The sequence below is a fragment of the Pseudomonas sp. NBRC 111143 genome (assembly GCF_001320965.1).
Lineage (GTDB): Bacteria > Pseudomonadota > Gammaproteobacteria > Pseudomonadales > Pseudomonadaceae > Aquipseudomonas > Aquipseudomonas machongensis.
In genome coordinates, this window is record NZ_BCBT01000001.1 from 20369 (window position 1) to 31400 (window position 11032).

Genomic DNA, 11032 nt, shown 5'->3' on the forward strand with positions numbered 1-11032 from the left:
CACACTGATCGTTTCAACGCTATCGGCATCGTGTAAGGAGCGGCACATGACTCTAGACGGCAAGACGGCACTCATCACAGGATCCACCAGCGGTATCGGCCTGGGCATCGCCCAGGTACTGGCCCGGGCAGGTGCCAACATCCTGCTCAACGGTTTCGGCGATCCACAACCGGCGCTCGCCGAGATTGCCCGCCACGGCGTGAAGGTCGCCCACCATCCGGCCGACCTGTCCGAGGTGACGCAGATCGAGGCCCTGTTCGCCCTGGCTGAGCGCGAGTTCGGCGGCGTCGACATCCTCGTCAACAACGCCGGCATCCAGCACGTCGCGCCGGTGGAAGCCTTCCCGGTGCAGAGCTGGGACAAGATCATCGCCTTGAACCTCTCGGCCGTGTTCCACGGCACCCGCCTGGCCCTGCCGGGCATGCGCGAACGCGGCTGGGGGCGGATCATCAACATTGCCTCGGTGCACGGCCTGGTGGGTTCCACCGGCAAGGCCGCCTACGTGGCGGCAAAACACGGAGTGATCGGCTTGACCAAGGTGGTGGCGCTGGAAACCGCGACCAGCAACGTGACCTGCAATGCCATCTGCCCCGGCTGGGTGCTGACCCCGCTGGTGCAGAAGCAGATCGACGACCGCGCAGCGGCAGGCGGCGACCCTCGGCAGGCCCAGCATGACCTGCTGGCCGAAAAACAGCCCTCGCTGGCCTTCGTCACCCCCGAGCACCTGGGCGAGCTGGCGCTGTTCCTGTGCAGCGAGGCCGGCAGCCAGGTGCGTGGCGCCGCCTGGAACGTGGATGGCGGCTGGTTGGCGCAGTAAGGTCTAGAGTTCAATCAGGGACCGTCTTGAATGTACCTTCAAGACGGCGCCTGGCAGGCCGTGTCGATGCCCCACCGACCGAGGAGGTTCGCATGAGCGACGTACTGTGGCGCCCCAGCCACGCGCAGGTCGAGGCCAGCCGAATGGACCACTTCCGCCGCCAGGTGAACCAGGACCTTGGGCTGCAGCTCGCCAACTACGCAGACCTGCACCGCTGGAGCATCGAGCAGCGCGAAGCGTTCTGGCAGAGCCTCTGCGCGTTCTTCGAAGTGCGCTGGCACAGTCTGCCCTCGCAGGTGCTCAGCGAAGGCGCGCAGATGCCGGACGCGCGCTGGTTCGCAGGTGGCACGCTCAACTATGCAGAACACCTGTTGCGCCGGCGCGACACGCATCCGGCGCTGATCGCCGTGCGTGAGGACGGCACACGCGAGGTACTCAGCCACCGTCAACTGGCCGCCGAGGTCGCCGGCCTGCAACGCGCCTTCAAGGCCCTCGGCATCCAGCCAGGCGATCGTATCGCCGCGATCATGCCCAACACCTGGCAAACGCTGGTGGCCATGCTTGCCAGCGCCAGCCTGGGGGCGGTCTGGTCCAACGCCTCCCCCGAGTTCGGGCTGCACGGCATCATCGATCGTTTTGGCCAGATCGCGCCCAAACTGCTGATCGCCTGTGCCGGTTATCACTATGCCGGCAAGGTGATCGACCAGGTGGAGAAGATCAACCAGGTCTGCGCCCAGTTGCCGGCGCTGGAGCACCTGCTGGTCGTGCCCTACACCCGCGAGCAGACGCGCACCGATGAGTTCGTCGGCCCCAAGGTCAGCCTCTGGCAGGACGTCTATCAGGCCGGCGGCGAACCTGAGTTCACCGCCCTGCCTTTCGACCACCCGCTATACATCCTCTACTCCAGCGGCACCACCGGCGTACCCAAGTGCATCGTCCACGGTGCAGGAGGCGTACTGCTGCAGCATCTGAAGGAACACGGCCTGCACAACGATCTGAAGGCCGACGACGTGATGTTCTACTACACCACCTGTGGCTGGATGATGTGGAACTGGTTGGCCAGCGGCCTGGCGGTCGGTGCCACCCTGGTGCTGTACGACGGCTCGCCGCTGCACCCCGGCCCCGAACGCCTGCTCGACCTGATCGACGCCGAAGGCATCCAGGTATTCGGCACCAGCGCCAAGTACCTGGCCACCCTGGAACAGCAAGGCCTGGTGCCGATGCGCAGCCACCGCCTCGACAGCCTGCGCCTGTTGTTGTCGACCGGTTCGCCGCTGTCGCCGCACAGCTACGACTACGTCTACCACCAGATCAAGCGCGATGTGCGCCTGGTGTCGATGTCCGGCGGTACCGACATCGTCTCATGCTTCGTGCTGGGTAACCCGACCCTGCCAATACGGCGCGGGGAAATGCAATGCCGGGGCCTGGGCATGGCCGTGCAGGTGTGGAACGAACGACGCGAGGCGGTGGTGGGCGAGAAAGGTGAGCTGGTCTGCACCCGCCACTTCCCGTCGATGCCGTTGGGGTTCTGGGGTGACACCGACGGCAGCCGCTACCACGAGGCTTACTTCAGCCTGTTCCCCGGCGTCTGGGCACAGGGTGACTACGCCGAAGAGACCGCCAGCGGCGGGCTGGTGATCCACGGACGCTCCGACGCGGTGCTCAACCCTGGCGGCGTGCGCATCGGTACGGCAGAGATCTATCGCCAGGTGGAGAAGGTCGAAGAGGTGGTCGAGAGCATCGCCATCGGCCAGGACTGGCAAGGCGACGTGCGTGTGGTGCTGTTCGTGCGTCTGCGCGAGGGCCTGCAACTGGACGACGCCCTGTGTCAGCGCATCCGCCAGGTGATCCGCCAATACACCACGCCGCGTCATGTGCCAGCGGTGATTGCCCAGGTGCCAGACATCCCACGCACCGTCAGCGGCAAAGTGGTGGAGCTGGCGGTGCGCAACGTGGTGCACGGACTGGCGGTGAAGAACACCGATGCCCTGGCCAACCCCGAGGCGCTGGCGCATTTCCGTGACCGCGCCGAGCTGCGCGATCAGGCATAATGGCGCCCTTTTTTGCCCGAAGCACAGGTGTCACATGAAAGCACAAGCGCGCCATATCCTGGTCAAGACCGCCGATGAGGCCGAACAACTCAAGCAACGCCTGGCCAAGGGCGAGGCGTTCGACGTGCTGGCGAAGAAGTTCTCGACCTGCCCGTCAGGCAAGCGCGGTGGTGACCTGGGCGAGGTGCGTCCTGGCCAGTTGGTCGGGGCCATCGACCAGGTGATCTTCAAGAAGGCCCTGCGCGTGGTGCATGGGCCGATCAAGACCAAGTTCGGTTATCACCTGGTGCAGGTGTTCTACCGCGACTGAGCGTTACATCGCTGCGCGCAACATCTCCACCACCTGGGCATGAAGCGCTGGGTCGCCGCAGGCCACGATGCAGCCACCGTTCTGTGCCGAGCTGCCATCCCACGCGGTGATCACACCGCCCGCCCCTTCGATGATCGGCATCAGTGCCTGCACGTCGTAGGGCTGAAGGCTCGCCTCGACGATCACATCGACAAATCCCGACGCCAGCATGCAATAGGCGTAGCAGTCGCCGCCATAACGCATCAGCCGCGCCCGCCCGGCCACGTGCTCGAAGGCCGCCTTGCGCGCCGGGGTGTCGAACATGTCCGGTGTGGTGCACATCAGCGTGGCGGTCTCGAGCGACCCGCAGGCACGGGTCTTCAGCGGCGCACCGCTACGCCAGGCGCCCTCGGGCGTACCGACGAAACGCTCGCCGGTAAAGGGTTGGTTCATCACCCCCACCACTGGCTGCTGGCCATCGTTCAGGGCAATCAGCGTGCCCCACAGCGGCAGGCCGGTGATGAAGGCCCGGGTGCCATCGATCGGGTCCAGCACCCAGGTCAGCGGGCTGCTGCCCTGTGCCACGCCCTGCTCCTCGCCCAGGATGCCATGCGTCGGATATCGCGCCTGGATCAACGCACGCATGGCGTCTTCGGCGGCTTTGTCCGCCACGGTCACCGGATCGTAGAGGCGCCCGCCCTTGTCCTCGACCTCCAGGCTCGCGCGAAAATACGGCTGGATCGCCAGCGCAGCGGCGTCGGCCAGTTGCTCGGCAAAAGCACGAAACTCTGCGATCTGCTCAGCGTTCAGGGACATGGAACCGGCCTCGTAGGGAAAAGGCGGCCATGATACCCCAGCACGGCGTCGCAGGCGCACAGGCACCTCACTTTCGGGCATGGGGTTATAACCATTTCATCAGACGGTAGCTGAATCGTTGTACTAGGATAGCAAGCAGTCGCGTCCAAATACTGGCCAAAAGCCATATCGCGACTTTCGGATGACCGCTACTCATGGACGATACGATGAATTCGCACCTGCTCTTTCCGCAGATCGGCAAAGTCATTGCCAGCACCGGCAGCCGCCAATTCCCGCGCCTGCTGCATGACCTGATCCAGACCCACCTGAGCATCGATGCCACGCATATCCGCCAGGTGCGCCTGGCCTCCCCCGGTTTGCACGGCAGCACCACCCTGCTCAGTGAAACCGTGTTCAGCGCCAGAGAACCCGCCTGCGACGAGCTTCTGGACCCGGCCCGTCTGCATCTGGTGCGCCGCACTGCCGATTATCACTACGAACTGCACATCCTGCGCGCTGATCGCGCAAGTTTCTCGCCGCGCGAGCGCGACTGCCTGCAGGACATCTCGCCGCTGTTGCTGCCCATGCTGCAAAAGCACCTGGATGCGTTGCAGTCCAGCATCAGTGAGCGCCCGACAATCGATACCCTGCAGGAGCGTTTCCGCGAGCGCCTGAGCCAGACGGGTCTTGCCCTGTCAGAACGGGAAATGCAGGTATGCCTGGGCCTCCTGGCCGGTCACACCGCACCGCAGCAGGCCGAACTGCTGCAGTTGAAGGTCAATACGGTGGAAAGCTACCTGCGTCGCGCGGCGATCAAGTTGGGGATCAGCGGGCGGCATTCGTTGATGCGCTGGATGTATGGCGCCCATTCCTCGATACACCCCTGAGCGCCCAGCTACCGGGGCATTCAACTCCCGCAGTCGATGTGGCGCAGTACCGACCTATCATTTTTGCCAGTTGGAGCAGCACATCGACTGCGCTAGTTTCGACGCCATCCTGACACGATGGAGCTCACCACCATGTCCGTGCAGTCTTCCGGCACGCCTGACCACGGCTATGGCACGCAAGGGGTGGCCAATATTCCGCCCCAGCATCCCTATGACTCGGACGTGGCCTCTCTCCAAGTCGGGCCATCGACCCTCGACGCCAGGGGGCGGCTGGTGGTATTCGGCCGTAACCCCGCAGACTCCAGCCCAGGATTGCTCACCCGGCTCAACGCCGATGGCCAGTGGGACGAAAGCACCGGCCATGTGGTCGTAGACGCTGCGAATCTGCCCGATGAGGCACTGGACTTCAAAGGGCTTGTCGGCGCCACGATCAATGGCCAGCAGACCTATTTCGCCGTTGGCGTGCCCACCTATTTCGATGCCGACTTCGAACGGTATCTGAACTTCGTCGGTATCAGCCGTTTTGATGAAAGCTTCCAACCGGTAACGTCCTTTGGCGATAACGGTCATGCTTTACCAGACCCGGGCAAAGGTTGGCAGAAGGGTGACGTAGGCGACACCAGAAAGCATCGGGTGAAGCACTCGACCAAAGCGCTTCTGTCGTCCGAGGAGCGCCCACTGGTATTCGCGAACGGCTTGTTGCGAGCCATCTTCCCCTACACCCTCGGCGACGGGAACGACGAGCGCACTGAAAGCTGGTTGGCGGTCTTCAACCCCGTGACTGGCGAGCTGGCACCTGAGCTCGGCGAGGCGCGTGATCTCTGCATGTTGCCACTGACCGACAAAGCCGGTTTTTCGTTGCGGGTCTTGCGTGCGCACTTCTTCGCCGACGGGAGTTTCCTGGTGCTGGCAGAAAACGCCAGCCAGCGAGTCATCGTGAGGCGTTACGACCGGCACGCCATCGCCGATGAACGCTTCAATGATGACCAGGGCCAGCGGGAACTGTTCGCCTTTGAAGGAAGCATGCGCCTCGGCATGTTCGCAAGGAACGGTCGGATCGCTGTTTCCCGGGGTGTGGAATTCCAACTCCTACAACCCACGACTGTGTTCGTACTGACCGAGTCCGGTACGAACGACACGACCTTCAATCGCGGCCAACCTTTGACGCTCGGCAGCGACAGCCATGGCCTGGCGCTGGGCGAGCTTCACATCGATGATCAGGATCGCATTTTGCTCGGTGGCGCCCTGCTGACCGCCATCAACGTCGGCCGTTTGCATGTGTATCGCCTGACACGGTCCGGAGAGTTCGACAGCGCCTTCGGCAACCGGGGCCTCTTTGACGGCGGCCCTGACTTCAGAACGGCGAACAAGGTGTTTGCCAGTGGGCACGGCATACACATCCTGACGCTGTTCCCTACCAGCGGCCCCTACTTCCTGGAAAGGGTGCTCAAGCTGCACGACTGACCGGCTTCTGCAGCACCCTGCGTACCGCAGACTCTTGCCAGTACCGTGAATAGTTCCTACCGCTTACCAACCCACGAGAGTAAGTCTCATGAAAGCGACAGCTAATACCGGTGATAACGCAGGGAAACTGGACCCGGATTTCGGAGTTGGGGGCCTCGTAGAGTTGCGTCCATTCGATGAGGATCGCGGTTTTGAAATCATCGACTCTGCGGGCCTGCAAGATGGCGGGAGCGTGCATGTTATCCGGACATACGACGAGGGAGAGAACTACCTGGTCAGCTTTGATCACGGCGGCGAACTGATCCATCGGAAACAGGTCATCTTGCCCGATAAAATCCAGCCGAACACCCACTATTTCTTCCGACTCAAATACAGCCAGCTTGACCGGGTAGCCTGTTACTTGCCGGGCGTACGTTGGCCATCCGAAAATGTAGAAGATCCCATCATCCACACTTCAGCCGTCGGTTGTTTCCTGACGGATCTACAACCGCAGCCAGGGTTTGGCGAAAATGGCATTGCGACAATTACACCTGCAGACTTGGGCAAGAACAGCGCCAATCGCCGCGCGACGCCCAAGCGTGAAGCGTTCGCCGCCGACCATGCCGAGACACCAGCAACGCGAGCCTACAACGTGAACAGTGGAGAGGCCCAACTCATCAATGGCGCTCTGTGGTCAGTCTCCAGCAGCTATCACGAATTTGAAGATCCACCGTTCAAAAGCTGGATTTCCAGATTTGCTCCAGACACAGGGGAGTTGCTGTCGATTTACCCGCTGCAGCCCCTTGGGGGCACGACATGGGAGCCGGTGGATGTCCATTTCCTCAAGGAAGGTGGATTCATCATGTTGGCCTACATAGAACAACAAGCCTTCCTGACGAAGTTTACCGACACCGGGATGCTCGACAAGACATTCAACGATTCGGGCTACGTTGAAATGCCGGATCTTGATTATGACAATAGTTGCATGTACGTGCATCAAGACCGAATCCTGATCGCCTCCGTAGAGCCGGCAATACAAGCTGCGCCGCTATTGACGTTGGATGCCTACCTCTTGTCAGGACAACCTGACAGTACATTCCAGCGTAAAAGCGAGGTGGTAACAGACTCGGTGATTATTACCTCACCACATATCGCCGTCGATGCGACGAACCGTATTCTCGTCGGCTTCACCAGTAGTATGAACTTCAATTCGTCCCCTACGCCCTTTGCCGTTATGATCTATCGCTTCAACTGGGCGGGCAACGCGGACCTGTCGTTTGGCGACGCCGGCAGGTTCGTACATTATAATGTGGTGCAATTCAAACACATGTTTTTGAACGGTAATGAGATCCGTGGCGCAGGCAAAGATTTTTCGACCCAATTGCCTCTAATGTTCAAAGTCCTCGATTAAGTCCTCCATTGAACGCGTCGCTGACTCACACCCCGTGCGTCAGCGACTGCCGTTCAGTTCAATCCCGCGCCAAGGCTTCGATCGGGTCCAGTCGTGCGGCGTTTCGTGCGGGCACGAAGCCGAACACGATGCCGATCAACGTCGAACAGGCGAACGCGGTGGCAATCGAGGCCGGCGAGAACACCATCTCCCACTGTTTGACGAACAGTGTGAACAGGTAACCAATCCCATACGACAACGCGATCCCCACCAGCCCGCCAAACAGGCAGACCATCACCGCCTCCACCAGGAACTGCTGGCGAATGTCCGACTGCCGGGCACCGACGGCCATGCGGATGCCGATCTCACGGGTACGTTCGGTGACCGACACCAGCATGATGTTCATCACCCCGATACCCCCCACCACCAATGAAATTACCGCGATCAACGACAGCAGCAGGGTCAGCGAACGACTGGTCTTCTGCACCGTCTGCATGATGCTGTCGAGGTTGTTGGTGAAGAAGTCCTTGGTGCCATGGCGCTGCAGCATCAAGGTGTTGACCTCCTCCTCCACCCGTTTGCTTGGCATGCCGTCCTTGATCCGCACGCTGATGCTGTCCAGGTGGCGCTGCCCCAGCAGGCGCCCGGCAGCGGTTTCGTAGGGCACCCAGACGTTCAGCGCGTTGCTGGCAGCGAACAGGTTCTTGTTCTCGGTGGTCACGCCGATCACCGTGCACGGCAGATTGCCGATCAGGATCACCTGCCCGAGCGGGTCTACCCCCTCGCCGAACAGCCGCAAGCGCGTGTTGTGGTCGATCACCACCACTTGTGCCTGGCGCCGGGCATCGCTTTCGCTGAAGGCGATGCCGGCTGCCAGGTTGATGTTGCGTACCTGGAAGTAGCGTTCGCTGACGCCATTGAGCTGTACGTCCAGGTCCAGGTTGCGGTAGCGCACCAGCATGCTGCGGCCGATTACCGGCGTTGCACTGTCGACGTAATACAGTTGGTTGAGCGCAGTGACGTCGGCCAGCACCAGGGTCTCGATGGCCTTGGCCCTGCTGTCACCGAAGTTGCTGCCCGAATAGATGTCGATGGTGTTGCTGCCGATCGCCTGAATATCCTTGAGCACATAGCCTTTGGCGCCCTCGCCGATTGCCGAGATCGACACCACCGAGGTGATGCCGATGACGATGCCGAGCATGGTCAGCAACGTGCGCATTCGGTGCGAGATCAACGCGATCCAGGCCATGTTGAACGCTTCACGGAACAACCCCAGGCTGGCCACCAGTCGCCGAGGCGGACGGGCCTTGCGTTGCGGCTCGGGGATGGCCGCATCGGGCGCAGTCTGCCGCGTGTTGCGCTGATCACTGACGATCTGCCCGTCGCTGACTTCGATGATGCGCTCGGCATGGGTTGCGACCTTGGGGTCGTGGGTCACCAGGATCACGGTGTGCCCGGCAGCGTGCAGCTCCAGCAGGATGGCCATCACTTCCTTGCCGCTGGCCGTGTCGAGGGCGCCGGTAGGCTCGTCCGCGAGGATCACCTCGCCGCCGTTCATCAAGGCCCGGCAGATACTCACCCGCTGCTGCTGGCCGCCCGACAGTTGGCTGGGGCGATGCGTCAGGTGCCCGGCCAGGCCAAGGCGCTTGAGCAGTTCCTGGGCCCGCTCGTGGCGCTGGGCCTGGGGCGTGCCCGCATAGACCGCCGGGATCTCGACATTGCGCAGGGCGTCCAGGTGCGGCAGCAGGTGATAACGCTGGAAGATGAAGCCGAAGTGGTCACGGCGCAGCGCTGCCAGCGCCTCATCGTCCATGTCGCGGGTTTCCTGGCCGCCCACCTGATAGGAGCCGGCGCTGGCATGGTCCAGGCAGCCGAGGATGTTCATCAGCGTCGACTTGCCCGAACCTGACGCACCAATGATCGCCACCAGCTCGCCCGCGTTGATTTCCAGATCGATATGGCGCAGGGCAAGAAACTCGCGGTCTCCCGCCATGAAACTGCGGCTCACGCCCTCCAGGCGCAGCAGCGGCTGGCCGGCTTCGACGGCGGTGGTGCGCTGCGAGGCCAGTTCGACGTTCATGTTCATGCTCATGCCCCCGCCGCATCGCCGATGGGCTCACCGATCACTACCCGGTCGCCCTCGTCCAGCCCCTGCCTGATCTCGACCCTGACATTGTTGTTGATCCCGGCCTGCACCTGGCGCACCTGGGCAAAGCCCTTGGCGTCGACTACCCGCACCGGGAAGCTGCCGTCGCCACTGCGCGGCCCGAGCGCCGCCACCGGCACGCTGAGCACCGCCTCGGCGGTGGCCAGCACGATGCGCACCTGGGCGGTCATGGAAATGCGCAGGCGGTGGTCTGGGTTGGGCACCTCGAACAAGGCGTTGTAGAACACCGCGGTGTTCTGCTTTGGCGCAGCGGCGCCGCTCTTGTCGGTGCTCTCCAGGTAGTTCTGCGGCGCAGGCTCCGTGCCGCGCAAGGTCGCGTAGTAGCGTTTGTCTTCGCCAAGGATGGTGAAGTACACCTGCTGGCCGGGGCTGATATGGATCACGTCGGCCTCGGAGACCTGCGCCTTGACCGTCATGGTATCCAGGTCGGCAAGCTTGAGGATCACCGGCGCCAGTTGCTGGGCGATCACTGTTTGCCCTTCCTGGGTGACGATACCCACCACATCGCCGTCGATGGGTGCACTGATGCGGGTGTAGTCGAGGTTGACCTTGGCCGTGTCGATCTGCACCTGGGCACTCTTGATCTGCGCGTCCAGCGAATGCAGGGTCGCCTGCTGCACCTGGTATTCGGACTCGGCGTTTTCGAAGTCCTGGCGCGAGATCGACTCGTCGTCCTGCAACGCGCTGTAGCGCTCGTAGACCCGGCGTGTCTGGTTGACCCGGGCCAGGGTCGAGCGCCGCTCCGCCTGCAGCTTTTCCTCATCGACCTGGGCCTGGCGCAAGGTGTTGCGCAGCACCAGCGGATCGATCTCGGCGAGCCACTGCCCCTTGGTCACCTTGTCGCCCAGCTTGACCTTCAGCGAGCGCAACTGGCCGGAAACCTGGGCACCGACATCGACCTGGCGGATACCCTCGAGAACACCGCTGGCCAGCACCGCGTTCTCGATGTCGCCACGCTCGACCGTGGCAGTAATGTAGCGCGGCGGCGTGGCCGGGGCCTGTACCGCGTACAACGTGATCCCAGCCACCAGCGCCAGGGCACAGCCCAGGCTTATCTTGCGAAATCTGCTCTTGTCCATAAATGCTCGTTCATCCGTTCCAAAGGCCTGCATGCCACACCGCCCCTTGTGGGGGCGGGCTGGCCTCGCAATCACCGGGCAAGCCGGTGCCAGATACTGCGGTGCTGCAATCGC

The 11032-nt window shown here is 62.5% G+C and carries 9 protein-coding genes; 6 read left to right on the forward strand and 3 right to left on the reverse strand.

Translation table 11 applies throughout. The features are described from left to right. Positions 1 to 46 precede the first annotated feature (46 nt). From hbdH to APH44_RS00100, 3 genes are all read left to right on the forward strand, one after another. Entirely contained in the window at positions 47 to 817 is a 771-nt protein-coding gene (hbdH, locus tag APH44_RS00090) for a 3-hydroxybutyrate dehydrogenase (RefSeq protein ID WP_054890648.1), read from the forward strand. A gap of 92 nt (positions 818 to 909) precedes the next feature. Then, on the forward strand, positions 910 to 2868 hold the full coding sequence (locus APH44_RS00095; RefSeq protein WP_054890649.1) for an acetoacetate--CoA ligase: 1959 nt from the start codon (positions 910 to 912) through the stop codon (positions 2866 to 2868). A gap of 34 nt (positions 2869 to 2902) precedes the next feature. Beyond that, on the forward strand, positions 2903 to 3178 hold the full coding sequence (locus APH44_RS00100; RefSeq protein ID WP_054890650.1) for a peptidylprolyl isomerase: 276 nt from the start codon (positions 2903 to 2905) through the stop codon (positions 3176 to 3178). Between the two features lie 3 nt (positions 3179 to 3181). Here the strand turns inward: APH44_RS00100 and hisN are convergent, their stop codons facing one another. Further along, entirely contained in the window at positions 3182 to 3973 is a 792-nt protein-coding gene (hisN, locus tag APH44_RS00105) for a histidinol-phosphatase (RefSeq protein WP_054890651.1), read from the reverse strand. Positions 3974 to 4179: 206 nt separating this feature from the next. On the opposite strand from hisN, the gene APH44_RS00110 reads away from it, so the two are divergent. The 3 genes from APH44_RS00110 (at position 4180) to APH44_RS00120 (ending at position 7693) form a co-directional block, all read left to right on the forward strand. Beyond that, complete coding sequence (locus APH44_RS00110; RefSeq protein ID WP_054890652.1) at positions 4180 to 4839, forward strand: LuxR family transcriptional regulator; 660 nt, start codon at positions 4180 to 4182, stop codon at positions 4837 to 4839. 132 nt (positions 4840 to 4971) lie between these two features. After that, positions 4972 to 6303 carry a hypothetical protein gene (locus APH44_RS00115; protein ID WP_054890653.1) on the forward strand — a complete coding sequence of 444 codons (1332 nt, stop codon included), beginning with the start codon at positions 4972 to 4974 and terminating at the stop codon, positions 6301 to 6303. 88 nt (positions 6304 to 6391) lie between these two features. After that, positions 6392 to 7693 (forward strand): hypothetical protein, encoded by a 1302-nt coding sequence (locus APH44_RS00120; protein ID WP_054890654.1) that lies wholly within the window; start codon positions 6392 to 6394, stop codon positions 7691 to 7693. Between the two features lie 58 nt (positions 7694 to 7751). Here APH44_RS00120 and APH44_RS00125 read toward each other — a convergent pair whose 3' ends face one another. Together APH44_RS00125 and macA are read right to left on the reverse strand one after the other, a co-directional pair. Next, a complete protein-coding gene (locus tag APH44_RS00125) occupies positions 7752 to 9758 on the reverse strand; it encodes a MacB family efflux pump subunit (RefSeq protein ID WP_054890655.1) in 2007 nt (668 codons plus the stop codon). A gap of 2 nt (positions 9759 to 9760) precedes the next feature. Further along, positions 9761 to 10918, reverse strand: coding sequence for a macrolide transporter subunit MacA (gene macA, locus APH44_RS00130; RefSeq protein ID WP_054890656.1), 1158 nt, complete (start codon positions 10916 to 10918; stop codon positions 9761 to 9763). Between the last annotated feature and the right edge of the window lie 114 nt (positions 10919 to 11032).

Bases quoted from the DNA above. Each gene is read 5' to 3' on its own strand.
- hbdH (WP_054890648.1), top strand. From the start codon at position 47: ATGACTCTAGACGGCAAGACGGCACTCATCACAGGATCCACCAGCGGT.
- APH44_RS00095 (WP_054890649.1), top strand. From the start codon at position 910: ATGAGCGACGTACTGTGGCGCCCCAGCCACGCGCAGGTCGAGGCCAGC.
- APH44_RS00100 (WP_054890650.1), top strand. From the start codon at position 2,903: ATGAAAGCACAAGCGCGCCATATCCTGGTCAAGACCGCCGATGAGGCC.
- hisN (WP_054890651.1), bottom strand. From the start codon at position 3,973: ATGTCCCTGAACGCTGAGCAGATCGCAGAGTTTCGTGCTTTTGCCGAG.
- APH44_RS00110 (WP_054890652.1), top strand. From the start codon at position 4,180: ATGAATTCGCACCTGCTCTTTCCGCAGATCGGCAAAGTCATTGCCAGC.
- APH44_RS00115 (WP_054890653.1), top strand. From the start codon at position 4,972: ATGTCCGTGCAGTCTTCCGGCACGCCTGACCACGGCTATGGCACGCAA.
- APH44_RS00120 (WP_054890654.1), top strand. From the start codon at position 6,392: ATGAAAGCGACAGCTAATACCGGTGATAACGCAGGGAAACTGGACCCG.
- APH44_RS00125 (WP_054890655.1), bottom strand. From the start codon at position 9,758: ATGAACATGAACGTCGAACTGGCCTCGCAGCGCACCACCGCCGTCGAA.
- macA (WP_054890656.1), bottom strand. From the start codon at position 10,918: ATGGACAAGAGCAGATTTCGCAAGATAAGCCTGGGCTGTGCCCTGGCG.